Origin of the sequence: Margalitia sp. FSL K6-0131 (genome assembly GCF_038008735.1) — a bacterium.
Classification (GTDB): domain Bacteria; phylum Bacillota; class Bacilli; order Bacillales; family Bacillaceae_C; genus Margalitia; species Margalitia shackletonii.
Genome location: NZ_JBBOZS010000001.1, coordinates 4,383,375 through 4,408,824, shown reverse-complemented (window position 1 = coordinate 4,408,824; position 25,450 = coordinate 4,383,375). Strand labels below are relative to the sequence as shown.

Genomic DNA, 25,450 nt, shown 5'->3' with positions numbered 1-25,450 from the left:
GATCCAAAGTTTAATGGTGAAAAGAAATATCATATCTCAGGTCATGTGGTATCGGCCTATCCAAAGAATCCAGAAATGAGACGGTCTCCATAAGGTTTCTCAAGAATAAATTAGCCAATTCCATGGTGAATCCATTTCGAATCACAACACGCATAATCGTGACATTTTCCATATCCGGTGGTAAAGGATACGCGGGCACTTGCCAGCCAAGTGTTCGCAATCCACGGGATAAGTCGTAAAGATTCCAGTTTGATGTGTATCCTTCTCTCAGGCGCCATGAAAATACCGGAAGATCCGATCCATCTGCAAATAGTTCAAACGGTCCTATTGTCTGAATGGCCTTGCTAAGGTATTGCGCCACTGATTGAGAGACCTTCTGTACTTCATAGTATCCCGCTTTGCCTAAACGAAGAAAATTGTAATATTGCAAGATGACTTGTGCGCTAGGGCGGGAGAAACTCAGGGCAAATGTTGGCATATTCCCTCCTAAATAGGATACCCGAAAGATGAGATCCTCGGGGAGATCTTCGGCCTCGCGCCATACAATCCATCCAACGCCCGGGTACACTAATCCATATTTATGTCCGGAAACATTGATGGATTTCACCCTGGCCAACTGAAAATCCCATACTAATTCTGGCTGCAGGAATGGAGCTATAAATCCTCCTGAAGCGGCATCCACATGTATTGGAATATCAAGACCTGTTCTGATTTGAAGCTCGTCCAAGGCATTCGAAATTGCGGCGACCGGTTCGTAAAGGCCTGTATAAGTAACCCCAAGATTTGTTACTACACCGATTGTGTTTTCGTCTACAGCAGCAAGAACACCCTCGGGATCCATAGTAAGACGATCTGGGGTTATATTCACATAACGTGGTTCAACGTCCCAATAGTTCGCGAATTTTTTCCAAACGACCTGTACAGCGGAACTAAATACGATATTTGGGTGGTCAATTGGTTTTCCCTGTTTCCTGCGCTTGATTTGCCAACGCCGTTTTAATGCAAGGCCACCAAGCATGCACGCTTCCGACGATCCCGTTGTAGAAACCCCTATCGTTTCATGTGGACTTGGCGAATGCCAGAGATCTGCTAAAATTCTTACACACCGCTTCTCTATTTCCGCTGTCCTTGGGTATGCATCCTTATCAATCAAATTTTTATTGAATGATTCTGCATATAAGCGACCTGCGATAGGCTCCATCCAAGTAGTAACAAATGTTGCAAGATTAAGATAGGCATTGCCATCTAGGGCAACTTTATTGTGGACTTTTTTGTATGCCATTTCAGGTAACATGCCTTGGTTAGGCATTTGAAAAAGTGGAACAGACTCTTCACCTTTGCTTGGTGGGTATAGAGTATTTAAAGAAAATTCTCCTGGAGGCATCAATTGTTCACGGCGGCGGGAATACCGATTTAGGCTGCCTCTTTTTGCTGGTTTATACGGATTGTAATAAGAATCATATAATGGATTCCATAAGGTTGCTGGCTGTAAAGACTTACCGGGAGCCAGCTGTGATAGGGGTGAAGGCTGGTAGCTCCTATAAAAATTAGGGAAGCAAGAATATGTTTCGCTCTTTATTGGCAGGTAAGGATCAAAACGGGATAAATAGGGTCGATAGGTTTTATAATGAGTAATCATCAAGATCCTCCTTATTCAACAATTAGTTAATAAGTATGAGAATCCATCTTGATCTAGAAGTTAAAAAATACTGAACTCTTGCCCAAAGAGGGATAAGGGAAATCATATGGAATAATCTCAAAATAGGCTTCATTAACATTCATGAATAAGATTTTTCCATTTAGATGATTCATGTTGATAAAAGTACTGCAGCAAGAATTATTTATATATAAATTTACTAATCTTGATAAGAAACTTATGATAGAAGAAACGAATTAATCAAAGGACGTAGGAATTATTGCCGTTTTAGAATAATTCCGAATAGAAAAGAGAATGTTTTAAATATTTTTGTTTGAAAACTTAACTTTTACAGAAAGAGGAGGTCGAATTGAAGATGTATAAAAGACTATTCTTTATTTTACTTGGTTTAGTATTAATTGCATTGATTTATTTTACGGTAATAAGTCCTGCTACCACTCCAAAAGAAAGATCAAGTACCACTGAAAAAAATAATTCTGCAATTGAAGCAAGTCCTACCAAATATGAAGATAAATTTTGCGCGCAGTTGTCAGGTCAATCGGATGTTCCTGCCAAGATCGATTTTATTGATGTAAAGTCAAACTTAGTTTTTTGTAAGAATGATTTAGGAGTAATGCCCATACTTACCAATAAAGAGTTTACTGATGTAAAGAAAGCCTTTCATGCTTTGAATTTCGCTGAGTTTAAAGAGGAATTAGTGGAAAGAGGATATATTACTTGGCAAGCTGATAATTTTCCGAAAGAGAAATTTTCGATGATAAGCGGATTTGCTACTGACAAAGTAAAGACCATCATCATAAATAGTGAAGATAATATACAGCCAAATAAATTTTTCATTGGTGATAACGTGTGGTTTTGGTATGTTACTTTTCATAAAGATAAAGTAAATATGCCAATAAAAGTAACATCTTATGATGCAAAGGGGCATAATCTTACTGATGTAGATGAATAAACAAAGTGAGATAGTTGGCTAAAGGAATATCCTTTTTATTAGGAGAAATTTGAAAGATTGATAAATAATATAAAGAAAAAAGTTGATTATCATGGATCACCTTTATCAGGTTACTAGTGCGATTGTTCATTAAGAGCAGTCGCATTTTTAATTACGTGGTGGAAAGAAAACAAAATAAACCAAGTTATTCTTAACATTTTTGGAAGGGGTGTGCACTTCTTTTGCTGAAATATTAAAGGAATAAAATGGTGAAATGTAGAAAATGGAACTAGAAGATTTTTACTGATCATTAAAGGAGAACCCTATGAAAATTGACGTACAATTAACAGATAAAAAGGAAGCATATATTATAAAAAACTTATATCCTTTGTATCTATATGATTTATCTGGTCATTATGGAAATCTTCCCAATAAACATGGAATTTACGAAGAAAGTGATGATTTCCGAACATTGATGGACCAATATGAAGTTCAAAATATATGGTGGGAAAAGCCAGACATTTTATTTCCCTACCTAATTTTAGTAGATGAGAAACCAGCAGGATTTATTTTAATAGCGACTCCACCGCATTGCAATAAAGGAATTGATTATTTTGTAAATGAATTCTTTTTGCTTCAACTGTATAGAGGTCAAGGCATTGCTGAAAAGGCAGCAAATATGGTGTTTGAACAATTCAAAGGCAATTGGGAATTGTTTACGAATCCTTCCGAGAAAAACATTATAGGACAGAAATTTTGGAGGAAGACGATTTCTAATTATACGAATGGGGTTTATATGGAGGAACACGGGGAAACATTTGATGGTTACAAACTTATTTTTCGATTTAATAATACAGGAAAATAAGAATATTTAAGTTAACAAAAAGCGGGTTCCAAAAAGGGACTCGCTTTTTATACGGCAGCTCGCAAGTAAATGGATTCGACACCTGATTATAAAGTTCATGCAGGATAATAAATATCGATTGGATAATTTACAATTTTCTCTAAAAAATAAAAATTTTTAAGGTGATTTGTAAACTTTTCCTTGAGTTATACGTCTCGTTTTCAGGAGGACGATAATGGATGGAATAGAAAGGAAAAAGGAACTCAATTCAGAACTAAATATAGTGTTTAGGTATTTACGAAAAAAGGGCATTTCACAGGAAGATGCAGAGGATGCTGTTCAGGAAGCTGCTTATAGATACTTGCTTTACTACGATTCTATAAATATTTTTAAAATCCGTAGCTGGTTAATTCGTGTAGCATTAAATTTTTATTATGATCAATGCAGAAAACACGGAAAGATTCAGTTGGAATTATATGAGGAACTTATAAAAGCGGATATGCAAGACCTTCCTGAAGCAATTTTTCTCGAAAAGGAAAGAATCAAGGAACTTAATCAAGCGCTCTCACAATTAAAACCGTTTTTTCAAGAGCTGTTGTTATTAAAGTATCAATTTGGCATGACGTACGAAGAGATTTCCAATCTATTAGAAATAAGTGTTAGTTCTATCAAAACGAATTTATATAGAGCAAGGAAAAAGTTAGAGAAAATATATAAGGAGGCAGCCCATGAGTGATAAACATGAACAAAAAAACGGAGAGGAAATTAATTTTTTAAGCAGTCCATCCTTACAAAGGGTTGTCAAAAAATCAAAGTGGAAACAAACCATTAAGTATATAATTATTACAATTATTACAACTTCTATTTTATTGTTCATTATATTTTTAGGCAGTCAATATATCTTAAATAAACGAATATCGAAGTCGGATGATATATTTTATAGCAGTATTCACGGAGCAAATATTTCAAATGTCAACACTTCTTATGACTATAACCTCTTTAGTATAACAGCCGAGACAACTTACTATAAAACCATAGGGAACCGCAATATAATTTGGGATTTACTAAAGCAGAAAATTCCCCTTTTTGGAAGAGTTAAGACCCTTGAAAGAGGGAGCGGAACAGTGGAAATTAATAGTTTAAATAAAGAGGCAAAAAGATATGTCCGTTACAATAATTTTAATAACCAAAGAAAAATAGACTTTTACTATCCAGGTTTGACTTATGATTATTTGCCGCATGAGCTTGATATTGCGGTTAATTTAGATAAGAATAGGCTAATCGAAGTTGCTCTTTCCTTTAAGGAGCCAATGACTATTTCGGAAGTGGCTAAGAAACTTGGACACGAAAACGTCAATTGGTTATGGGTCGATACAACAACTTCTACACAAATGAAGAAAATGGAAAGAACTCTAGATGGTGATAATCTAAAGACAAAAGGAGGCGGTGGGGCCTTTGGTTTTGATGTTTCATCTGGAATATCATATTCCGATGAAAGCGGTAAAGCGTTCACTAATATCCTTGAACAGCTAGAAACAAAGGGCATCCATAAAAGCGAAGTGAAAGAGGCTCTAAGGGGAATAAAAGAAAACACAAAAGCGACAAATGGAGAAATTCTCTTAAATGGAGCCGTTGTAACAGGTACACCATCGGAGCTTAAACGTTTCCAAAAGCTTGATTTCATTCGGGCATCAGTTCTTGGGGCAACTATTGATAAATATTAAACAGTATATTTGTGTGAACGAGTCTTTGATTTCAGCTAACTAAAAACTCATTTTTTTCTCAAAATGAAAATGTTAAGGACAAATCATTAGTATTGTGGTATCTTATATATAGGAACAAGTGTTCTGTTTGAGATTTAAGTTAAATGAAGGCATACTTCTCGACTTTCAAAGCATGAGCTTCTATTTCACATGCTCTGCTAATCCTTTTCCTCAAATTAGAATTTTGGCAGGTTCAGTTCAATTTATTAGGACTGTATATTTTTCCAAATTCTTTTCGATAATAGAGAGGGATTTAAAAGCGAAAACCAGAATAAATGATGGAACATATTTTTTATTGATATTAGGAGGAAATCATGGGAAGATTAGTGCATTTTGAAATTCACGTGGATGATATGGAACGTGCGAAAAAGTTTTATGGAGAGGTTTTCGGCTGGTCCTTTCAAGATTGGAGTGAGTATGCAGGAATGCCTTATTTTGGGGCTGTGACCGGAGATGAAAATGAACTTGGAATCAATGGTGCCTTGATGCAGCGTCAAAGTGCTCCGCCGGAAGCAAACCAAGCTTTAAACGGATATGCTTGTACAATGGAAGTAGAAAATTACGATGTAACAGAAGCAAAAATTATTGAAAATGGCGGTAAGGTTTCCCTTCCTAAATACGCTTTGCCCGGAATGGCGTGGCAAGGATATTATATGGATACCGAAGGAAATATATTCGGGATTCATCAACCTGATAAAAATGCAAAATAAAATGATGATAGGTGAATAAAAACATGGAATCTCAAGACACGGTTGGCATGCTAGAGAATTTGCGCAATATCTGTCTTGCACTTCCCGAAGCCGTCGAACATATCGATGGTTTCGGTCACCATACTTTTAAAATCAATGGAAAATCTTTCGTGATTTCCGGTGAAAGCGACAATGGATTCCGCTTATCGTTCAAGTCAGATCGGGAAACCCAAGAAATATTGATACAGAAAGATCATTTTTTCAAAGCTCCCTATATAGGGCATCACGGCTGGGTTTCTATTCAAAATCCAAACGAGGAAAACTGGTATGAATTGAATGATCTCATTCAAGAGGCATATTTGCGTGCAGCACCGAAGCGTTTGGTTAAGAAATGGAAAGAAGAGAGTTGAAAAAAGGAAGAAAGGTAGAACAACAGGTTTACTTGTGAGGTGCAAAAAGGTAAACCCTAAACACATAGTAAATCACATAAATTTCACAACACAATTCACAGTATATTGCACAGTCAAAAAGGCTTAGAGATACAAATATCTCTAAGGCTTTTTTTAATATTCTTGCAACCGTAGTGGTACAAGTTCATTAGACACTAAAGCGAGTTTGATAAATAAGCGGAGAAATTTCTCTTAAATAGGAAATATCAATGAAAATAGCTTAAATAGACGGAAGGATTCCGACTATTGACTCGAAAAACGTGAAAATGGGTGATTTTGCTTTACTTAATCGGAAAATTTCCGCTTATATCCCTCGAACCGAGCTCTATTCTGCAGTCTAACCGGAAAATCTCCGCTTATTTTAAATATCACTGGTTACTCCATTAAGGATAAGACTTCTTATGTTTCAAAAAAACCAGTGTTGCGGGGAGCCTTTGGGATGCTAAGGGCTAAAGCATCTGCGGTTTCTGTCTTTTCATCCCCACTAATCCTTAAGGTGTCTACGTGCCCGTGAAAGTTACCCATAAAAATAAATCCAATAATCTCCGTAATCGCAGCATAATCCACGTACCAAATCACTAAAAATTTACACACCCTCCAATAATTATTTCATATCCTGTGATTTTACTAATTGAATTAGGAAACGATGAGCAATGTTGATTAAATCAATAAAAAACACACTGTGAATTATATTGTGAATTCAAGTGCGTTTTCCTATGTGTTTTACAATGTTTGCACATCCAAAGTAAACCTGTTAAAGGCAGAATGTGTTGCCTTTCTTTCTTCATTTGTAAATTGCTAACTTTTCTAATAAGCTAAGATAAAACTGATTTGAGAAAGGGTTTATTAGGAATGGAAGAAAAAATTAAGGAACTTACTCTGTTATTGCTATATTTAACATCATGGAAAGAAAATGACCTTCCCGGTGAGATGAGAAGAAGCTGGAAGGGGTATCCCTTTGAAGTCTTAAATGAACTTTTGGATGAGGATTTGATTCGTGGGAGTATGCGATCTAAATCTGTTTATTTGACAGAGGCTGGTATAAAAGAGGCTGAAGAATTAGTGAGAAAGTATGTTGGGAATATAGACAATAATTGAGTAGGTAATGTATGAATGGATGTCAATCACACTCTACTTTAATAATAAATGTGCTTACCCCATGGAAGTTAATATCCGTGGGGTATTTTTATTTATTGCTCTTCTGATTCCGGTTCTACCATTCCATATAACCCGTTCATTGCCTGATCCTCAATATCAATATCATTGACAGGATTACTTTGATAGTTGTTTACATTTTCATTATTAGTTTCTACTTCCGAATTTTGCTTTTTCATGATATTCACCTCTTCATATAGAATGTCTAATTTGGGGTGAAATATGTAGCTCCGTATGAAAGGAATTCAAAGAATCATCTCGAATTTTACACATTAAATGAGGAGTTGATTCGATGAATTTGGAACAGCGAAAGGCTTGGAACGCAAACCATAAGTTATTGACGGGAAATATATTAAAACCAGATGAGCATGCTCAGATGATTGAATTCTAACTAATCATTCATTCATCAAAAATAGGAAATGGAAGTATCCATTCTCTTGAGATTTTGCTTTTAGAGAATTTGGAGGAAGATACGTGCAGAAGGTATCCGATATACGCTCCTGATACCAATATTGAAAATTTGTTGAAGTTGTCTAACGGAGAGATTTGTTGAATACAGACGAATATCTTTAATGTAGTTGTTGACACATTATGTTTACTTGATTGAGAGTGGAAGAAGAAAAAATGCATCCTATTTAGAATACATTTTTTCCGGAGCTTATCCTTTTAGGTCGATAGAATTACCTAAAGTTGGATGTGGAGCTTGGAGCATTTCAATCATTTGGGCTGCATTTTGTTGCGTATTATCCAAAGACATTTTAGTTAAAGCTATGCTTACACTTTGACCGAGTGAAGCCTGGTGCATGCTAACTGATAAAGCTGCAATATCCAAGAAACTCACCTCCCCTATTATTATCGGCAAAGTGTTAAAAATCTAAATTACTGAAAATAAGGGAATGACTTGTTCATTCGACTTTTTTGTGACGGTAAAATTTACAGAGGCGATAACGTTAATTTCCCTGGTGTTATTGATAATAAACAAGAAAGAAGGGTTAAAGTCTATACATTTAAAAAAACGTGCCAAGAATGCAGTAAAGACATTGAAAAATATGGTTTACATTTGCTGAAAAAGCAAAATCGAAACTTAATTAAAACGCATAACGAAGATTATGTGTCACATTGACTGGGAGAGAGGGAACATTGACTTGAGAAAGGGTTACATTAAATAGGTTCAAGGGAGTGAAAAACCGGTTGAGGCACATAAAAAAGAATAGGGGGCACTTTGATCAGGAGAGAGGAAACATAGACTTGAAAAAGGTTACATTAAACTGGTTCGAGGGAGCGAAAAACCGGTTAAGGCACATAAAAAAGATTAAATGTAATATAGAAAACTTTTCGTTATGTAACTAGAAGGGCAGTTTTGTTCAAGAAGGATAGAGGACAATCTATGACGAAATTAATGTAAGATACGAAATTTAAGTTAATGAGATTTCGGAGATGGATTTCTGATGAATGTGACATTATCAATTGTTCCGTGAAGATAAAGTGGTTCTTGTGATTGATATTGTAAAAAAATGAAGTAAGTAAATGTAACGTTATCAGAAATTGATGGAGAATTTTTGGAAACAGGGAAGTGATTATTATGAAGCTTAATGGAAAAAATGTAATTCTTTCAAGAGTTACTCTGGATGATTTGGATTTTATTTGTGAACTAGAATGCAATAAAGATATTTGGTTATTTGAAGAATATATTGAATCAGATATGAAAGTCGTTAGAGAAAAGTACCTACAAAAGATGAATACTCAGTATAATTATGATTTTATTGTCAAAAGCACTATAGAGGGAGAAGTTAAACCAATTGGTCTGGCCCAAATTTGGTGTTATGTAGAGCATAGAAAGAGTTGGGAGATTGGTTTTGCAATTCTTCCTAGTTACCTAGGAAACGGTTTTGGGTATGAAGCAACGAAACTTTTAATAGAGTTTACATTCGAAAGATTACAAGCTCATAAAGTAGTTGGAATGTGTAATTGTAACAATCTTAAATCTGTAAAATTAATGGAGAGCTTGGGCATGAGAAGAGAGGGAACATTTCAAGAAGAATTGTTCTGGAATAACCAATGGCATGATCAACATTTTTATTCAATACTGGATAAAGAGTATTTAATTAATGCATCAATGATATTGTAAGCTTTACAAAGTAGGCATCAACTTTCACAATGTATTCACGTATCGGAGAACAAGTGGTTTTTTTATTGAGTAAAGGGGCTGGTTAGTTGAACAATCGTGATTAGTTTTTTTCACAATAGGTCCATGAACAGTAAACATACTGGTTGAAGATTGTTTGTGAAGAGTTACAGCTAGAATAACTATTTCCCTATGATTCAAAAGATTTTAAATTCCCTTGACTCTTACGTGACGTAACGGTTTATAGTGAAGATACGGGTAAAAATTCTCGCGAAATAAGGGGGTGGTTATTTTAGTTTCAGGTAAGAAGAACTGGAAGACAGGGGAACTTGCAAAGTTAACAGGTTTAACGATTCGAACCTTGCGGTATTATGACCAAATTGAATTGTTCTCACCATCAGACTATTCAGAATCAGGATATCGCCTATATAACGCCACAGATCTTTCGCGGTTACAGCAAATTCTTAGTCTAAAAGATTTAGGATTAACGCTAGAGGAAATTAAATCGATCCTGGCTGACGATACGTATAACCCTATTGAAGTGGTGACTCTTCAAATAGAAAATTTAAGAGAAAAAATAAGCGTTCAACAGAAGCTGTTAAAAGATTTACAAAATGTATTTGAGATTTTGCAAACGAAATCGACCTTGACGGTTCAAGATTTTACAATTTCAATTGGAATGATGAAAAAAAGTCATGAAAATTATTTTAACGGGCGCCAAAAGAATATGGAGCGCCAATTTGATCGACTTGGCGAATTCCTTTCTAATCATCCGTCTCACCAAAAAAGGAGGAAGTGAGAATGAAAAAACACTTTGCAACACACGATACCTTTGTTATTGAAAAGGTGTATAATTTCACACCTGAAGTGGTATTCGCTGCATGGGCGGACCCAGAGCTTAAAGCAAAATGGTTCACGGAGGCGGAAGAGTTTGATTTTCGAGTGGGTGGACAAGAGATAAATCATGGCGGCCCTCCAGGAGGTCCTGTTTACACATTTAAGGCTCACTATCAGGAAATCATTCCTAACCACCGTATTGTCTATACTTACACCATGGATCTCGATGAAATTAGGATTTCCGTTTCTGTAGCAACGGTCGAGTTTAAACAAGTTGATGAAGGAACACACCTGATTTTTACCGAGCAAGGTGCATTCCTAGACGGCCATGATACAGCTGCAGTTCGTGAGCACGGGACAAATATTTTGCTGGATCAGCTTGGTGAACAGTTGAAAAATATTCAAGAGTTAAGAGTATCCTCTGGGGTATCGAAGATTATTAACTCTCCTGAGCCAATCTCTGAGCGTGAGATTGTCAACACACGTATCTTCAATGTGCCACGTGAAATCATGTTCAAAGCATTCAGTGACCCGAATCATTTGGAAAAATGGTGGGGACCCGAGGGCTTTACTAATACGTTTCATGAGTTCGATATGCGACCAAACGGTAATTGGCGTTTCATTATGCATGGACCCAATGGTGTAGATTATGAGAATAAATCCATCTTTTCCGAAATAATTGAACCCGAAAAGATTGTTATCCACCATCTGGGGCCAATACATGAATTTTTATTAACTATTACATTTGTTGAGAAAGAAGGCAAAACCGAACTTATATGGCAAATGCTCCACAAATCAGTTAATGAATGCGAAAAAGTGAGAAGTTTCTGTTACGAAGCCAATGAACAGAACTTTGACCGACTTGAAGCGGAGCTGACTATACTGGTCTACAGATTGCAACACTAATTAATTTTATTATATAAGCACTAACATAGAAATTTTACTTATTCGGCTAAATGGCGCTTTTCTTTAGTAGGATAGCGTCTTTTTGATATGCCCCTACACATTAAGGGATTAGATTTTGTTAAGGTAAAAAAAGTTGTGAAGATTTTCACTTGAACTAACGGATGCTTTAATCTAAGAAGGATTAATGCTTTTTTTTATTGAGGTTTCTTGTTGAGCTAACGGGGCAGGATAGTACAACAAGACATATATTACCAGATTGTGCTAAAATGAACCTATTATTATCTTGGAGGCGATACGAATGCCATTTGAACCACCAGCAGAACACTATGATGAGCATATTGAAGTTATAGATGAACAAATATGTAATTTAATTAAGCAACGGAAGGAACTATCAAAAAATAATCCTGGTTTTCCAACTAAACAACTTATAGGTGATTGGTCGATAAAATATAATTTTTATGAAGATTTTCTAAACAGTGTTTTTGCACATTTCTTAAACGAAGAGATATATAAACCTGTTGTTGAGCCAAAAGGATTTCTTAAAAATATACCGATATTAAAGTCATTTGAAATAGATGATTGGTTTTATTCGGTAACTTTTGTACGTCAATTCCAAAATGCCAGTGTTGTTCATTTAAACCTTGATAGAGATGATTCCGATGAAATGCCTGGAGTTTTTCCAGAGCATTATTGGTTTGATCTTTCCATAGACGACGGAGAAGGGATTAATTACGACTGCCGAAATGAAGGAGGTGGCGGCTCAAGAGGGCATTCATCATACACTTTTGTTGTATCTCCACCATTACCTGATGATGTTTCTAAAATTAAATTAGTCTTTAAAGAATATAAAACTCCATTAAAAACAAAACCAACGGGTCTTGAATTCGTCATAAGAATGGATAACTAAATGATTTATCTAAATTTTCCAATATCACTTATTCAACTAAAGGGTGCAATAGTTTAAGCTCCAGCTGCCATTTCGCCGGCTTTTCTTCTTGAACAAAAGGGGCAGGTTTGTTCAAGAAGAAAAAATATAATTTACCTCGTGTCTTATATAATTTCTTTAAAATCAAAAGGGGGTAATCGATTGTCAAATAAACGTTCAAAAGGTAAATATGAAAATACATTTGAAGAAGTTTCATGCTTTATATGACAAAATCTATCGGCCTGATATTCTATGGGAGGCATGACAACGCGTAAAACGTAAGAAAGGCAGTGGCGGTGTCGATGGACAGACGATTGAACAAATCGTTTTGGACTATGGGGAGATGAAATTTATGAACGAACTCTACTTAGAATTAAAGGAGAAGCGTTATCATCCTAGTCCTGTCCTTAGAACCTATATTCCGAAGGAAGATGGTGAGAAACGTATTCCTTCTATAAAAGACAGAGTGGCACAAATGGCAACGAAAATGGTAATAGAACCTATTTTCGTTGCTGATTTTCATGATTGTTCATTTGGTTTTCGTCCCAAATTTAATGCTCACCAAGCAATAGATAAAATACGAAAAGCCAGTAAGAAATGTTTTTGGGTAGTCGACGTCGATATCCAAGGATACTTCGATAATATAAATCAAGTAAAGCTGATTAGTTTGCTTGAACAAAGGATAAGTGACAGAAGGGTCTTGAAACTTATTCGGAAATGGCTAGAGTCCGGCATTATGGAAGAAGGAAACATAAGAAATCCAATTACTGGTACACCACAGGGTGGTGTAATCTCGCCCCTCATGGCTAATATCTATTTAAATACAATGGATAGGCTTTGGGCAAAGAGGTTTAACCATCTAGGTGAACTTATTAGGTACGCAGATGATTTTGTTATCATGTGTAAGACCAAGCAACAAGCATTTGAAAGTATCAAAGTCATTCAGTCTATTTTGGGGAGATTAGATCTTACAATCAATCGTGCCAAATCTAGATTAGTCACTCTATGGAATGATTGTGATGGATTTGATTTTCTAGGTTTCCATCATCGAAAGATTCCTTACAGAAGAAAAGGTGGAAAAATATTATTCTATTTGTCACACATACCGAAAAAGAACGCAATGTAAAAGATGCGTGCAAAAATAAAGGAATATACAAAGCCAAGAAACAAACTCTACATGGACATTCGAGAACTGGTAAAAGGACTAAATAGGAAATTACAAGGTTTCAAAAACTACTATCAAATTTCAGCTTACTCGAAAATGTGGCTAATACAAATTGATAGGTATGTATTAGAACGCCTCACCTTGTTTTATAACAAGAAAAGAAACAATCTTAAAAAGCATGGGAACTTGAAGGATGTCAGAAGAGAAGTTGAGCATATTTTGGTGAAATTGAGTAGATAGACTCCGTAATGCCAAAGAAAGAAAAACATCGGAATCCGTATGAGGGAAAACTTCACGTACGGTTTGATGAGTGGGAACTGAAAGTAAAAGAGATAGCGTAAGCTATCCCAATGAAATCAGTTTTCTACTCTACTAGAAGGCAGGTTAGCATTCTTGAAGATGTTAAATATCAGGTTTGAAAAAATAGAGCTCCTCTGTAAGATACGAGTAAGAGATCAATCAAACTCAAGTCTTAACGAGGAGTCTTATTATGAATTTTAAAATGCAAATCAAACAAAATCAACTAATAGAAAGGATTTCTAGTAATCATTTGATTGTAGGGATTGATATCGCTCAACAATTTCACGTTGCACGTGCAGTAAACTACCGCCGCATCATGGACGGTGATCCTCACATTCGAAAATAATGAAGAGGGTTATGGGAAACTATTAAACTGGATGCAAGATTTACAAAAACTTAAACACCTAAATTCAGAAATAGTAGACATTGAGTCTACAGGACATTATTGGATTAACCTATCTTAGTAGTTATCTGAAAAAGGAATTGGCTGTTAATCAAATTAAATTTATGGGTCGATCTAGTTTTTCTAGAGTTAAGGTAAGTGATGCTAGACTAAAAAGTGGACACAGATTGTTATAATAAATATATCAATTATAATGAGGTGTGTCCGTATGGCAAAAGGTAATGGTAAACGATACGAAGAGTCTTTTAAAATTGAAACTGTAAAGTATATTAGCGAAAACCATAAATCTGTAGCTCAAGTGGCGAGAGAAGTTGGTGTAAACGAAAATACATTACATGGTTGGATGAAAAAGTATGGTCAACAACCGGAAATCAAGGCTGTACAATCTTTCTCCTCGGAAGGTGCTGCTTTAAAAGCTCTTCAGAAAGAAATGCGCGATTTAAAGGAGGAAAATGAAATCTTAAAAAAGGCGATGCACTACTTCGCGAAAAGCCCTCGGTAAAATATGAATTTATTCATAAGAATCGCTCCCAATTCCGAGTGGAGAAGATGTGCAAAGTCCTGGGAGTATCCAAGAGTGGTTACTTCAAATGGTTAAACCGACCAAAAAGTAACCGGCAGAAAAAGCACGAGAAATTAGCACAAAAAATTCTGAAGACCCATTTAGAATTTAAACAACGTTACGGCAGCGTGAAAATTACTAAAACCCTTAATAAACGTGGCATGAAGGTAAGTGAGCGTACGGTTTCCCGTATTATGACGAAGAACCAATGGAAGTCTTGTACAGTCAAGAAATACAAGGCTACGACCAATTCAAAACATAAACATCCAGTAAGTGAAAACGTCCTAGATCGACAGTTTAAAGCAAGCAAACCAAACCAATTTTGGGTAACGGATATCACTTATATACCGACCAATGAGGGCTGGTTGTATTTGGCGACCGTAATGGACTTATATTCTCGTAAAATAGTAGGTTGGGCTATGGGCAAAACTATGACAAAGGAATTGGTTATCTCTGCATTAAAAATGGCTTACAAGCGTCAAAAGCCGGGAAAAGGCGTCATTCATCACTCAGACAGAGGTGTTCAATATGCTTCCTCTGAGTATCAGAAACTATTAAAAAAGTATCATATGATTGGTAGTATGAGCCGTAAAGGAAACTGTTATGACAATGCTTGCATTGAATCGTTTCACGGTATTCTTAAACGTGAGTTAGTTTATCAAACCAAGTATAGAACAAGAGAAGAAGCGAAGAAATCATTATTTGAATACATCGAGTTCTTCTACAATTCTAAGCGGATTCATTCAACATTGGGCTACTGTACACCAAATGAATTTGAGCGAATGTATAGTAATTCTGCAGCTTGATTTTACCTTCATCAAAAAGTTTAAATCGCACTTTATTTAAACTTTTTGATGAAGGCCACCAAGCGAAAGCGCGGTAGAAAAATCTGTGTCTATTTTCTTGACGTAGTATCAAAGTTTTTAAAGAATGTTTCGTGCAAGAGATACATCGCAACCTTTAGGTAGTTCCCCACTCCAAAAGAAATCTCTTCCATGTCTTCACTTGATATCATGGCCGAATGGAAGTCATTAATGAAAAGATACCCTAAAGTACTATTTCAAGGGCTATGAAATCCTTCAAATAAGTGAGCATTCAAGAAATATTCGTATCAAACTGATGGAGTTGAAAAGAAATTATTCATGTAATAACTCGAAGGTAATTTATATATGCTTTAATATGTATTATTTCCTTTAGTAATTTTTAGAGTCGGTATTTTCAAGAAATTAATTTCCTACTTATATTCTTTGATAAAAAGGTGTGTATGTTTATGGCCGTTGTAAAAGCAAGATCATCTGATATAGATCTTTTGGCGAGGTTGCTTAGGGCAGAAGCGGAGGGAGAAGGAATACAAGGGATGCTTTTAGTCGGAGATGTCGGAATAAACCGAATAAGAGCAAATTGTGCTGATTTTATAGGCATTAGAACAATCCCTGAAATGGTTTATCAACCCCATGCCTTTGAAGCAGTTCAACATGGTTATTTTTATCAAAGAGCTAGAGATCAAGAAAGAAAGCTAGCAAAGAGAGTAGTAAACGGTGAAAGATTTTGGCCGGCAAAATTTAGTTTATGGTATTTTAAACCACCTGGTAATTGTCCATCCACTTGGTATGATCAACCTTTTGTTGGTAAATACAAAAATCATTGTTTTTATGAGCCAACGGGAGGGACATGTGAAAATGTATATAATACGTTCTAGACATTGGACGAATATACAATGTATAAAAATGGGTTTATCAAAAGAAGCAATGAAAATACACCTATAAGGAGTATTTTTTCATTGCTTCTTTTTCTGATTTAGATAAGTAATAAATATGGATATAACCCACTAATATAAAGGTTGTTGTTGGTAACAAGATGGAAAGGTATTTATATCTTGAATCATGCGGTAATCGTAATGTTTTAACGCAAATTGTGACTGGTAAAGATATTCAATAACGTAGAGCTGTCCTCCTTGAGCGCTGCATAATATCCCCGATGTCCCCTGTCCGTTAGTAAATGATATACCTACAGGCTTCCCTAAAAGGTGTTGAATTTTTTGTTGCCATGGCATAAAACCACCCTCCTTAAACCACCCTATGTTATAAGTGTGTAATAGGTGCTTGTCATAGGGAGAGCGAATTCAAATGAGATCTCTTTTCCAAGGGGTTTATACTAATTCGTGAATAATAAAATCAGAGAGGTGTGTCCCTGTTGATTTTTGAAAGATGGATTTTAATCGGAGTAATTTTAATAAGCCTACTTATGCTTTTGTTTTTTATTCCACGAGATAAAATAAGGGATGCATTTGTACTTTTTTTGTTTTTACAAGTTGTAACGTGGCCAGCTGGATTATTCGCCGTAGAAAAAGGTTGGATTAAATATCCCGTTCAACTTTTTCCAAACACAAATCACCTCAATCGTTCGAGCTTTACCTTTGAATTTTTTCTCTTTCCTATATTAGCGATAATTTTTAGTCTTTACTTTCCGAAAAAATCAAAATGGTTGATTGTTACGTTATATATTATTTTGTTCACCGGCATTTTTACAGGAATTGAGGTATTGTTAGAGAGGTTTACTGATTTGGTGAAATATATAAAATGGAAATGGTATTGGACATTTATTTCTGTAATGGTTTCTTTATTAATCAATCACATATACTATAGTTGGTTTAAAAATGAATTTATAAAAGGTGAAAATTAATGAAGAGTGAGCTTTTAATATTATTCTGGTCATTTATCTTTTGTGTACTTTTAATGATAAGAGTAGTACCGAAATCTAAAATGAAAGAAGCACAGATCGTCTTTATATTTGCACAAGCCCTTGCATGGATATATGAGTATGTTCTGGTAGCAATGGGATATATAGAGTTTCCTTTTCGAGAATTTCCGAAAGCATCTGAAATGAGTTTTTCACTCTATTACTTAATATATCCGTCAATAGCAGTTTTCTTTATTTTTAGTTACCCACCAAAAGGTAAGAAAGTAAAAATTATTTTTCATTATTTATTATTCTCATTTGTAGCAGTCGGATATTCAGTGGTTATTGAAAAATTCAGTGAATTGGTGAAATTTAAGAACGGTTGGAAATGGTATATAGTATTACTATTTGTACTATTTATAAATATAGTTATTAAGTTATTTTACTCATGGTTGTTTTTTGCAAGCAGAAAGTGCAGAAAAATGCAGCGAAATTTACATAGGCTTGCAGCGGTTTGTTTTACATTAAATTTCATCCAATGTTTTTACCGATGAAAGAGCATTTTTTAACCTATAACTTTCTCCCGTAAACGCTATTACGTGGGCATGATGTACTAATCGGTCCACAAGGGCTGATGTTAGGCGGTTATCTCCAAAAACCCGGTTCCATTGACCGAATTCTAGGTTAGAGGTTACTATCACGCTCTTGTGTTCATAACAGTCTGCGATAATATGAAACAATAATTCAGAGCCTTCTTTTTGAAAAGGGACGTATCCCAATTCGTCCAATATAAGTAGGTCGCACTTTTCGATTTGACGTTTTAACCTGTGTAAAGTGCCTAATTTCATTGCTTCTTCTAATTGTCCTACTAAATCAGCTACCCGAAAGAAACGGACTTCATATCCCATTTCACAGGCCTTAACACCTAAAGCCGTTGCTAAATGTGTTTTCCCCGTACCCGGTGTCCCCATAAGTAGTAGGTTCTGTTTTTCCTTAATAAAACGAAGGTCACAAATTTCCTCTTTCGAGGTTGTGGCTGGTAAATGTAGCTGCTCATCCCATTCATAGCCATTAAGCCATTTAAGTTCCCTAAATTTAGCCTTTTTTATTAGTCTAGCTATCTTTGTTGTCTGCCTAGAATTGACTTCAATTAATAGAACATCACGTAAATACTGTTCTTTACTTTCAAAAGGGATATCCTCAAACTCTTCGATAATATGGGCTAAGTGAAGTGTTTTGCAAATTGCCTTCAAGTCGGCCATCAGGAAACACCTCCTTCCAGAGAAGGACAAAGCATTTTATCATAAGTATTCAAATCGGTTTCATAGTTAAGCAAAATCTTAGGCGTATGTACCTCGTTTAATTTTTCCGGATAGGATGCTTTTTTTGCTTCTAAAATAAAATCAAGTTCATGTGGATCCCTCTCAAAACGTTCTTCTTTTTCCAAAGCCATATGAATATCATTCAGAGTATGTTTTTCTAATAATTTTTTTACCCCCTTGACCCGGGATCTGGTCTCTTCTGATCGTATCGTCAAATACGTTTGAACTCTTTCCGGCAAATACTTAAAAAAGCGTGAATACCTCACGGACCGCGGTTTCTTCTCCCAATCTATTAAAATATCATTCCATGGAATCGCTCTTGTGGCATTCATATAAGGGCGGTTTTCTTGATAAACAATTTCTCCGTCATTCGTAAAACAGGTAAATCGATCCCATTCCATTTTAAGGACTAACGCCTGTTTCATTCTCGCTTTGTGGAGAACAAATTTCTCACCGTCAACTTCAATTTCCCCGTATTTATTAACCTTAGCGGATTTTACCGAATAAATCGGAAAATCAGTTAAAGGAAGGGCTTTCAATTGCTTTTTATCCTCTTCCCAAAGCTCATCAATCATCACATTTTTTTCATAGTGGGGACGTTGCCGGTCCTTTTCCATTTCTTCCTTCATCCAGTCTGCTAATTGTGGAAAACTCTCCATAATCGGTGCTGTTGTAAACAGGTTATTCCTTGTATATCCGACCTTCTTTTCTACATTTCCTTTCTCATGTCCACTTGCCGGATTACAAGGCTGTACTTCAAAGCCGTAATGGCATTTAAATCTCAGAAAGGCGTCAGTATAGGTCCTTCTGTCCCCTTTGCCAATAGAAACAACCACCGCGGCTAGGTTATCTATACGCAAATATGTAGGTACTCCTCCTGATTGATGGAACAGCTGCTTTAACCCCTCTAAGAAACACTCGGTATTTTCGCCAGGAAGAGGATAACCAAATCCAGCATTACTGTGTGGAAAGCTCAGGATTAGAGCTTTGATATCTTTATAGGCTCCATCTTTTACTACAGTCATGTTTCCAAAGTCCACCTGCGCTTCACCTGGAGGGTGTTCTAAACGTTCATGTCTTTCAATCCTAGCTGCTTTGAGTTGTGGCTTTCGGTTCTGGATATATTCGCATACGGTCCGATAGGACCCTTTAAAACTATGGTTATCTCTAAGATCTTCATAGATCTTCTTGCTAGTTCTCCGTTCTTTTCTTTTGAGTTTCATGTCCTCCTCTAGCCAATCATCAACAATTTCCCCGAAACCTTCTTCGTACATCATTCCTTTTTTACTGAACTTTAGTGTCTCTTCAAATCTTTCTCCATCAGCGTATTTCTTAACCGTCCTCCAATTACAACCAGTTTTTCTTGTAATTTCATTTATTGATAAGTCTTCTTCTTCTCTTAAGTGTTTGATATAATCTACTTTAGGCATTGCTAGCATCCTTTCATTTCCTCCCCACTGTTGTGATCTCTCAATCAATACAGTAGGGGATAATTTTGGGGCTGGCAAGCCTATTTTTATGCAGTTAAGTTCTGCATAAATTCCCTGCAAACCTCTGTACTTTTATTTTGCAATAAACACATGGTTTATGAAAGGTACCACGAATAATTCAAAATATAGAATGGACTAATATACAAAATAATTTATTGTGAAAAACTCTTATTAATTGTAGTGGTGTCTTTTATTTTGGGTAATACCTGCGTATCTGTCACCAGGTTAATGTTTTATAGCATAACTTAACTTGTTGATTTGCCTACAGTTCGAAGCTTCTGATTAGTTCATTCTGATTAGTTCAGTAGGTTTAGGTTTTTCATTGTTTTGATGGTTAATTGAATTATTTTTTAAAAATAATTTAAGCTTGATTGAATTCCTCAAAAGTAAATATTTAATCAAGTCCTCTTAAAATGAAAATAGTAGAAATGAACATTTTATTTAAAAATCTCTAGAACTTTTCAATACTTTCCATAGAAAAAATTGAGTTTATGAGATTTCAAATAGTAGGTGAATAGAATGAATGTGGTTCTGTTTGAAAAAATTCAGTATTACATGCAGGAGAAGTCATTGATGTAAATGATGCACTTTATATCGAACAATATTGGAAAACAAATAAGCGCGAAGCAGATATTAATTATGATGGTGTAGTAGATCAGAGGGATATGCAATATGTGGTACATAATTATATGATGCAAAATCCATGGGATGACAACGCACCTAAGGCTGTCAAGAAATATAAAGGCAAGACATTAGACGATGTTCTAAAAGATGTTGGTATGGAGTAAGGTAAGAAAAGTCGGTAACGAGTAAATTGTCGTTACCGATTTATTAATTATTGTAGTCTTATTTCATCAATTTTGCATTTGTCCTGGGTATATTTGTTATTGCGATTATCTTATTTTTATTTGTTGGGTAGTGGAAAAGGTTTTGATTTTTAAGAAAGAGGACTAGATGTTCTCATGAAAACTAAGATTTGTTTTTTCAATATAAATACATTACTCCTTTTAATAGGAAAGCTGTTCTCTTTTGAAGTACAAAGATACATTAAGTTTAAAGTTATCTCTAAGGTTCCATTTCCTACTACTAAGTTAACATTTTATACCTACGTAATTCATAAAATAAAGTATCAATATACGGGGGTATTATAATGACATTTTACAAGGATTATAGTGAAATGGATCTCGATAAGACAAGAAAACCAGCGACGAGTAAAACTAGGTTTATAAATAAGGGCTTTTACCAACAAATGAACCGAGAAAAATTAAGAACAGAACAAGAACTGGCTATTCAGAACAATGTTGCTCCTGTTCTTTTACCTGTCATCTATCGAAAAAATACTTCACGGAAAGTTTGGGACTTAAAAAGATATGCATTTTTATTACAGGAACAAATCCCTGATACCGTCCACCCTAAGCTATGGGAACAGGGTAAGTTAAATCTTAACGCAGGATTATTTAAGGTAACAGAAAATATCTATCAAGTAAGAGGGTTTGATCTTGCTAATATGAGTGTAGTAAAAGGGAAGACCGGATGGATTGTGATTGATTGTTTAACTTCAGAAGAAACTGCAGAGGCCGCGCTCCAACTATTAAAGAAGTATTTTGGAAGGTTTCCAGTTAGTACGATTATTTTTACACATTCGCATGTGGATCATTATGGGGGAGTACTAGGAGTTCTGGAGTCTGAACTTGAAAAACCGGTGAAAGTATATGCTCCAAAGGATTTTATGAAAGCTGTCATCCAAGAAAACATTACTGCAGGAGTTGCTATGTCCAGACGAAGCGTTTTTATGTATGGTGAACCTCTTCCTCGAGATAACAAAGGACAAATTGATGATGGTATTGGTAAAACCGTATCCACAGGAACCGTAACTTTAATAAGTGATGTACAGGAAATTTCCAATGACAGCAGTCAGCCATATGTTGAAAAAGTGATTGATGGTGTAAAGATCCAATTTCAACTAACTCCAGGTACAGAAGCACCGGCAGAAATGAATTTGTATTTTCCTATTGAGAAATCATTATGTATTGCTGAAAATTGTACAGCAACTCTTCACAATCTATATAGTCTAAGAGGGGCTCAAGTAAGGGATCCTGTTGCTTGGGCAACTTATTTACAACAAGCCATCGATTTATTTGGCAATCGTTTGACTAGTGTATTCGGTGTTCATAATTGGCCGCGTTTTGGTACAAAAGATTGTATCGACTATATGGAAAAACAAAGAGACGTATATCAATATATCAATGACCAAACTTTGCGTTTGATTAATCAAGGCTATACTTTAGAAGAGGTTGGAAGAATGGTTACCTTACCAGAAAGCTTAAGCAGCGAATGGTATAATAGCTCCTTTTATGGAACCGTCAATCACAACTCAAAGGCCGTTTATCAAAAATATATGGGCTGGTATAATGGAAATCCAGTCGATTTAAATAAACTATTCCCTGAAGAATCCGCAAAGAAATACGTGGAATTTATGGGAGGAGAAGAGGCAGTTCTAGAAAAAGCAAAAAAATCCTATCGAGATGGTGAATATCAATGGGTAGCAGAGGTTACCAAACATGTAATTTATTCAAATCCAAACAATGAAGCGGCTAAGCTATTGTGTGCCGATGCATTAGAACAATTAGGGTATATAGCTGAATCTGGACCATGGAGAAATGAATATTTAATGGGAGCTCAAGAGCTGCGGTTCGGAAAAATACATATTCCCATTTCTACGATAACTAAAGATGTTTTAGACGTTATTCCTCTTAAAAATATCCTCTATTTATTGAGTATCAGAATCGGTGTTTGTCAATATAGTTGTCGTATTTAATTACTTTAGTATTTTAATAGAATGTTATCAATCTCCGAGTTCAGTCAAGGCTACCGCGCTGCGCTTGCTGGCCTGGTGATTTGAATCGAAAGGAAAAGCATTTTCGATTCAAATCACCAGGAAAATGGGGAATATTATGATTTCCTCAATACCTCTGTTTGCCCCTCATCCCTCATTGGATTGAGCGCTACTTGTTCATTCGGTGCCCAATTTCTTGTGCCTCTTGACCACCGTTCTGGATGTCTAGCCTTCGCTTCTTTGTATACATTTTTCCGCTTTTCCAATATGGCTACGTGTTCCCCTGTATGACACTGTACAGGCGTCACAAAATTTAGTCCACTATGCAGGTGAATCTCGTTGTACCAATAGACAAATTGCTGTGCCCATTTTCGTGTTTCTTCGAGTGACGCAAAGCCTTTATGTGGGAAATCTGGTCGATATTTGAGTGTCCGAAACATCGCTTCTGAGTAAGGATTATCATTACTCACACGCGGTCTTGAAAAGGAACTTTGAATACCTAATTTTTCTAGTAAACTTAGGAATGTCTCAGCTTTCATCGGGCTACCATTATCTGAATGCAATACAAGTGGTGTCCCCTGTATTTTTTCATTGATAACTGCTTTTTTCACAAGCGTTTCAGCGTGTTTTGCCTCTTCTGTTTCCCAAACTTCCCAGCCTACTACTTTTCTACTAAATAAATCGAGAATTAAATAGAGTCGATAATACAAACCTTTCACAGGTCCGCCGAGCCACGTAATATCCCATGTCCACACCTGGTTTGGCGATGTTGCTAGATGACTCTCAGGAATTCTTCTCCCTGGCCTTTGACTACGACCACGATGATGTTGCATTTTTTCTTCACGTAACACACGATAAAATGTGGATTCTGACGCAATATAAGTTCCTTCGTCCGCAAGCTTCGGTACAATTTGTGTCGGCGGTAAATCGACGTATTCCTCTTGTTTGACAACCGTTAGTATTTCTTCTTTTTCTTTCTCAGACAACTTATTTTTCGGTACAGGTCTTTTCGTAAGTGGGCGCTGATCAACCTTCACATTACCCTCTGCCACCCAACGTTCATAGGTCCGAACGCTGAGATGAAGTTCCTCACAAGCCTTCGCTAATCGCGCACCATTTTGATTGGCTTCTTGGATAAGTTCGACTGCTAATGCGCGATTTGACGGGCTAATCATTCTTCCTCGTCGTCCCCCCAAATCGCTTGGGCCTTTTTTCGCAAAAGTAATAAAGCTGCAGCTTCGGCTAGTGCCTTTTCTTTCTTTTGTAGCTCCTTTTCTAATTGCTTTGCACGCTTCTGTTCTTCCTTCAATGCACCATTCAGCTGTTTTGCTTGATCGAACACCTGACCATTTGCCTGAAGACATACACTTTTCCATGCTTCAATCTGTTCACGGTAAAGCCCCTTTTTACGACAATACTCGGCAAGCTCCGATTCGTTCATCGCAAACGTCTCCATCACGATTAAAAACTTGTCTTGGCTACTCCATTTGTCGCTTGTTTGTCCATTGCCGGGCGTAGCCACACCAGCCGCGCGAGCTTCTTTACGCCACTTGTATAACGTAACATCTGAGATGCCTTCTTCTTTCGAAATCTTCGTCACGGATTCATTATTTGGGGGCATCATGCGTTTGGTAATCGCCTCTTTTTGTTCTTGCGAATATCGTAGTCCATTTTTTCCTGTCATATTGATCAACCTCCGTGTTATTTACTTAACTATAACACTAAAGTATCATACGACATCTATCCTAATAGAGGGGGGGATTTAACTGACTTAACCAAAACTATGCCTAATCCTGATGATTATGGTTTAGGCTATTGGCACTTACACTTACCTTTTAGCCAAGAATATATTGATTCGAAAAAAACTCCTAACAAATTAAGACGAGAAATTATGCAAGAATTAATTGAACGGGTAAATCATTTAATAAATATAAAGTCAAAGGAACAGAGGGATTATTGCATCTATGCAACTATTTCATTGCCAAATTTATTTGACTCACAAATTGTAGCAATACCAGATAAAAGTTGGTTTGATGGTTTTTTCGAGAGAAACTCGGCAGAGCAAAAATGGATACCTCTAGAAAGCGAAAGAAATTTAATAAAAGAGTGGAATCTTGTATTAATTTCTGATTTAAAAGTCCGGGGTTTCAAGGAGATAATTTCGGATGATGACTTCATCTATGAAGGCGAAATCTGGTTTATTGGTGAATTAACTTAGAATAATGAGAATCTGTAAATCGGTGCCATTTCTTCAACCCAAGCAAGTTTATACTTTATAAGTTTGTGAAATGTTTTATTAAAACTATCGGGGGCAAGAGTTAAAAATCCAGCTGCCAACTTGGTGGCTTTTTTCTGTGAAAATAAAATGGGCGAGCACTGGCAAAGGGTTTTGAATAGATACGACACATGTGC

26 protein-coding genes and 3 pseudogenes are annotated in these 25,450 nt (G+C 36.0%); 21 read left to right on the top strand and 8 right to left on the bottom strand.

Annotation, left to right across the window (positions count from 1 at the left end):
- Positions 1–10: 10 nt before the first annotated feature.
- The gene (locus NSQ59_RS21600; protein ID WP_340833186.1) at positions 11–1,384 is read right to left on the bottom strand and encodes a glutamate decarboxylase; all 1,374 of its coding nucleotides are present in this window, start codon (positions 1,382–1,384) and stop codon (positions 11–13) included.
- Between the two features lie 628 nt (positions 1,385–2,012).
- Here NSQ59_RS21600 and NSQ59_RS21595 point away from each other — a divergent pair.
- The 6 genes from NSQ59_RS21595 (at position 2,013) to NSQ59_RS21570 (ending at position 6,294) form a co-directional block, all read left to right on the top strand.
- Positions 2,013–2,609: a hypothetical protein gene (locus NSQ59_RS21595; protein WP_055742135.1), complete on the top strand. Its 597-nt coding sequence runs from the start codon at positions 2,013–2,015 to the stop codon at positions 2,607–2,609.
- 304 nt (positions 2,610–2,913) lie between these two features.
- Positions 2,914–3,453 (top strand): GNAT family N-acetyltransferase, encoded by a 540-nt coding sequence (locus NSQ59_RS21590; RefSeq protein WP_126648678.1) that lies wholly within the window; start codon positions 2,914–2,916, stop codon positions 3,451–3,453.
- A gap of 214 nt (positions 3,454–3,667) precedes the next feature.
- Positions 3,668–4,168, top strand: coding sequence for an RNA polymerase sigma factor (locus tag NSQ59_RS21585; protein WP_340832723.1), 501 nt, complete (start codon positions 3,668–3,670; stop codon positions 4,166–4,168).
- A complete protein-coding gene (locus NSQ59_RS21580) occupies positions 4,161–5,156 on the top strand; it encodes an anti sigma factor C-terminal domain-containing protein (protein ID WP_126648676.1) in 996 nt (331 codons plus the stop codon). The genes NSQ59_RS21585 and NSQ59_RS21580 overlap by 8 nt, the downstream gene beginning before the upstream one ends.
- 353 nt (positions 5,157–5,509) lie before the next feature.
- The gene (locus NSQ59_RS21575) at positions 5,510–5,905 is read left to right on the top strand and encodes a VOC family protein (RefSeq protein ID WP_340832722.1); all 396 of its coding nucleotides are present in this window, start codon (positions 5,510–5,512) and stop codon (positions 5,903–5,905) included.
- A 23-nt stretch (positions 5,906–5,928) separates the two neighbouring features.
- On the top strand, positions 5,929–6,294 hold the full coding sequence (locus NSQ59_RS21570; protein ID WP_340832721.1) for an MmcQ/YjbR family DNA-binding protein: 366 nt from the start codon (positions 5,929–5,931) through the stop codon (positions 6,292–6,294).
- A 438-nt stretch (positions 6,295–6,732) separates the two neighbouring features.
- Here the strand turns inward: NSQ59_RS21570 and NSQ59_RS21565 are convergent, their stop codons facing one another.
- Positions 6,733–6,912, bottom strand: coding sequence for a hypothetical protein (locus NSQ59_RS21565; RefSeq protein ID WP_340832720.1), 180 nt, complete (start codon positions 6,910–6,912; stop codon positions 6,733–6,735).
- Positions 6,913–7,185: 273 nt separating this feature from the next.
- Between NSQ59_RS21565 and NSQ59_RS21560 the strand changes: the two genes are divergently transcribed.
- Positions 7,186–7,431: a DUF6429 family protein gene (locus NSQ59_RS21560; RefSeq protein WP_340832719.1), complete on the top strand. Its 246-nt coding sequence runs from the start codon at positions 7,186–7,188 to the stop codon at positions 7,429–7,431.
- Positions 7,432–7,523: 92 nt separating this feature from the next.
- Here NSQ59_RS21560 and NSQ59_RS21555 read toward each other — a convergent pair whose 3' ends face one another.
- The gene (locus NSQ59_RS21555) at positions 7,524–7,667 is read right to left on the bottom strand and encodes a DUF4021 domain-containing protein (protein WP_340832718.1); all 144 of its coding nucleotides are present in this window, start codon (positions 7,665–7,667) and stop codon (positions 7,524–7,526) included.
- Positions 7,668–8,146: 479 nt separating this feature from the next.
- Positions 8,147–8,320 carry a YjfB family protein gene (locus NSQ59_RS21550; protein WP_083489523.1) on the bottom strand — a complete coding sequence of 58 codons (174 nt, stop codon included), beginning with the start codon at positions 8,318–8,320 and terminating at the stop codon, positions 8,147–8,149.
- A gap of 750 nt (positions 8,321–9,070) precedes the next feature.
- Here NSQ59_RS21550 and NSQ59_RS21545 point away from each other — a divergent pair.
- From NSQ59_RS21545 to NSQ59_RS21505, 9 genes and pseudogenes are all read left to right on the top strand, one after another.
- The gene (locus tag NSQ59_RS21545) at positions 9,071–9,616 is read left to right on the top strand and encodes a GNAT family N-acetyltransferase (protein WP_340832717.1); all 546 of its coding nucleotides are present in this window, start codon (positions 9,071–9,073) and stop codon (positions 9,614–9,616) included.
- Positions 9,617–9,896: 280 nt separating this feature from the next.
- Positions 9,897–10,412, top strand: coding sequence for a MerR family transcriptional regulator (locus tag NSQ59_RS21540; protein WP_340832716.1), 516 nt, complete (start codon positions 9,897–9,899; stop codon positions 10,410–10,412).
- 2 nt (positions 10,413–10,414) lie between these two features.
- Entirely contained in the window at positions 10,415–11,356 is a 942-nt protein-coding gene (locus NSQ59_RS21535; protein WP_340832715.1) for an SRPBCC family protein, read from the top strand.
- 298 nt (positions 11,357–11,654) lie between these two features.
- Complete coding sequence (locus tag NSQ59_RS21530; RefSeq protein WP_340832714.1) at positions 11,655–12,263, top strand: hypothetical protein; 609 nt, start codon at positions 11,655–11,657, stop codon at positions 12,261–12,263.
- A 295-nt stretch (positions 12,264–12,558) separates the two neighbouring features.
- A pseudogene (gene ltrA / locus NSQ59_RS21525) lies at positions 12,559–13,407 on the top strand (group II intron reverse transcriptase/maturase); the annotation flags it as partial.
- Positions 13,408–13,410: 3 nt separating this feature from the next.
- Positions 13,411–13,686 (top strand): group II intron maturase-specific domain-containing protein, encoded by a 276-nt coding sequence (locus NSQ59_RS21520; RefSeq protein ID WP_340832713.1) that lies wholly within the window; start codon positions 13,411–13,413, stop codon positions 13,684–13,686.
- Positions 13,687–13,936: 250 nt separating this feature from the next.
- A pseudogene (locus NSQ59_RS28020) lies at positions 13,937–14,207 on the top strand (IS110 family transposase); the annotation flags it as partial.
- Between the two features lie 150 nt (positions 14,208–14,357).
- Positions 14,358–15,517 (top strand): IS3 family transposase gene (locus tag NSQ59_RS21510; RefSeq protein WP_268888313.1). Its coding sequence is split into 2 segments (ribosomal slippage): positions 14,358–14,619 and positions 14,619–15,517, totalling 1,161 coding nucleotides; the frame shifts between segments, so codons are not numbered across the junction.
- A 464-nt stretch (positions 15,518–15,981) separates the two neighbouring features.
- Positions 15,982–16,410 carry a cell wall hydrolase gene (locus tag NSQ59_RS21505; protein ID WP_340832711.1) on the top strand — a complete coding sequence of 143 codons (429 nt, stop codon included), beginning with the start codon at positions 15,982–15,984 and terminating at the stop codon, positions 16,408–16,410.
- A gap of 129 nt (positions 16,411–16,539) precedes the next feature.
- Here the strand turns inward: NSQ59_RS21505 and NSQ59_RS21500 are convergent, their stop codons facing one another.
- Positions 16,540–16,764, bottom strand: coding sequence for a hypothetical protein (locus tag NSQ59_RS21500; RefSeq protein ID WP_340832710.1), 225 nt, complete (start codon positions 16,762–16,764; stop codon positions 16,540–16,542).
- A 140-nt stretch (positions 16,765–16,904) separates the two neighbouring features.
- Between NSQ59_RS21500 and NSQ59_RS21495 the strand changes: the two genes are divergently transcribed.
- Positions 16,905–17,393: a CBO0543 family protein gene (locus NSQ59_RS21495; protein ID WP_340832709.1), complete on the top strand. Its 489-nt coding sequence runs from the start codon at positions 16,905–16,907 to the stop codon at positions 17,391–17,393.
- Complete coding sequence (locus tag NSQ59_RS21490) at positions 17,393–17,944, top strand: CBO0543 family protein (protein WP_340832708.1); 552 nt, start codon at positions 17,393–17,395, stop codon at positions 17,942–17,944. Before NSQ59_RS21495 ends, NSQ59_RS21490 begins: the two co-directional genes overlap by 1 nt.
- On the opposite strand, the gene istB is transcribed toward NSQ59_RS21490, so the two are convergent.
- Together istB and istA are read right to left on the bottom strand one after the other, a co-directional pair.
- A complete protein-coding gene (gene istB / locus NSQ59_RS21485) occupies positions 17,915–18,652 on the bottom strand; it encodes an IS21-like element helper ATPase IstB (RefSeq protein ID WP_445669191.1) in 738 nt (245 codons plus the stop codon). The genes NSQ59_RS21490 and istB overlap by 30 nt on opposite strands.
- The gene (gene istA / locus NSQ59_RS21480) at positions 18,652–20,151 is read right to left on the bottom strand and encodes an IS21 family transposase (RefSeq protein WP_340828741.1); all 1,500 of its coding nucleotides are present in this window, start codon (positions 20,149–20,151) and stop codon (positions 18,652–18,654) included. The genes istB and istA overlap by 1 nt, the downstream gene beginning before the upstream one ends.
- A 620-nt stretch (positions 20,152–20,771) precedes the next feature.
- Between istA and NSQ59_RS28015 the strand changes: the two are divergent.
- Together NSQ59_RS28015 and NSQ59_RS21475 are read left to right on the top strand one after the other, a co-directional pair.
- Positions 20,772–20,867 (top strand): annotated as a pseudogene (locus NSQ59_RS28015) (hypothetical protein); the annotation flags it as partial.
- Positions 20,868–21,352: 485 nt separating this feature from the next.
- Positions 21,353–23,020 (top strand): alkyl/aryl-sulfatase, encoded by a 1,668-nt coding sequence (locus NSQ59_RS21475; RefSeq protein WP_340832707.1) that lies wholly within the window; start codon positions 21,353–21,355, stop codon positions 23,018–23,020.
- A gap of 134 nt (positions 23,021–23,154) precedes the next feature.
- Here NSQ59_RS21475 and NSQ59_RS21470 read toward each other — a convergent pair.
- Positions 23,155–24,722 (bottom strand): IS3 family transposase gene (locus NSQ59_RS21470; RefSeq protein WP_445669200.1). Its coding sequence is split into 2 segments (ribosomal slippage): positions 23,155–24,239 and positions 24,239–24,722, totalling 1,569 coding nucleotides; the frame shifts between segments, so codons are not numbered across the junction.
- 99 nt (positions 24,723–24,821) lie between these two features.
- Here NSQ59_RS21470 and NSQ59_RS21465 point away from each other — a divergent pair.
- Positions 24,822–25,256 (top strand): DUF3916 domain-containing protein, encoded by a 435-nt coding sequence (locus tag NSQ59_RS21465; RefSeq protein WP_340832706.1) that lies wholly within the window; start codon positions 24,822–24,824, stop codon positions 25,254–25,256.
- The last annotated feature ends 194 nt before the right edge of the window (positions 25,257–25,450 follow it).

Bases quoted from the DNA above. Each gene is read 5' to 3' on its own strand.
- NSQ59_RS21505 (WP_340832711.1), top strand. From the start codon at position 15,982: ATGGCCGTTGTAAAAGCAAGATCATCTGATATAGATCTTTTGGCGAGG.
- NSQ59_RS21600 (WP_340833186.1), bottom strand. From the start codon at position 1,384: ATGCCTCCAGGAGAATTTTCTTTAAATACTCTATACCCACCAAGCAAA.
- NSQ59_RS21530 (WP_340832714.1), top strand. From the start codon at position 11,655: ATGCCATTTGAACCACCAGCAGAACACTATGATGAGCATATTGAAGTT.
- NSQ59_RS21535 (WP_340832715.1), top strand. From the start codon at position 10,415: ATGAAAAAACACTTTGCAACACACGATACCTTTGTTATTGAAAAGGTG.
- NSQ59_RS21520 (WP_340832713.1), top strand. From the start codon at position 13,411: ATGCGTGCAAAAATAAAGGAATATACAAAGCCAAGAAACAAACTCTAC.
- NSQ59_RS21560 (WP_340832719.1), top strand. From the start codon at position 7,186: ATGGAAGAAAAAATTAAGGAACTTACTCTGTTATTGCTATATTTAACA.
- NSQ59_RS21500 (WP_340832710.1), bottom strand. From the start codon at position 16,764: ATGCCATGGCAACAAAAAATTCAACACCTTTTAGGGAAGCCTGTAGGT.
- NSQ59_RS21475 (WP_340832707.1), top strand. From the start codon at position 21,353: ATGACATTTTACAAGGATTATAGTGAAATGGATCTCGATAAGACAAGA.
- NSQ59_RS21570 (WP_340832721.1), top strand. From the start codon at position 5,929: ATGGAATCTCAAGACACGGTTGGCATGCTAGAGAATTTGCGCAATATC.
- istB (WP_445669191.1), bottom strand. From the start codon at position 18,652: ATGGCCGACTTGAAGGCAATTTGCAAAACACTTCACTTAGCCCATATT.
- NSQ59_RS21490 (WP_340832708.1), top strand. From the start codon at position 17,393: ATGAAGAGTGAGCTTTTAATATTATTCTGGTCATTTATCTTTTGTGTA.
- NSQ59_RS21555 (WP_340832718.1), bottom strand. From the start codon at position 7,667: ATGAAAAAGCAAAATTCGGAAGTAGAAACTAATAATGAAAATGTAAAC.
- NSQ59_RS21465 (WP_340832706.1), top strand. From the start codon at position 24,822: ATGCCTAATCCTGATGATTATGGTTTAGGCTATTGGCACTTACACTTA.
- NSQ59_RS21575 (WP_340832722.1), top strand. From the start codon at position 5,510: ATGGGAAGATTAGTGCATTTTGAAATTCACGTGGATGATATGGAACGT.
- NSQ59_RS21545 (WP_340832717.1), top strand. From the start codon at position 9,071: ATGAAGCTTAATGGAAAAAATGTAATTCTTTCAAGAGTTACTCTGGAT.
- istA (WP_340828741.1), bottom strand. From the start codon at position 20,151: ATGCTAGCAATGCCTAAAGTAGATTATATCAAACACTTAAGAGAAGAA.
- NSQ59_RS21590 (WP_126648678.1), top strand. From the start codon at position 2,914: ATGAAAATTGACGTACAATTAACAGATAAAAAGGAAGCATATATTATA.
- NSQ59_RS21595 (WP_055742135.1), top strand. From the start codon at position 2,013: ATGTATAAAAGACTATTCTTTATTTTACTTGGTTTAGTATTAATTGCA.
- NSQ59_RS21585 (WP_340832723.1), top strand. From the start codon at position 3,668: ATGGATGGAATAGAAAGGAAAAAGGAACTCAATTCAGAACTAAATATA.
- NSQ59_RS21580 (WP_126648676.1), top strand. From the start codon at position 4,161: ATGAGTGATAAACATGAACAAAAAAACGGAGAGGAAATTAATTTTTTA.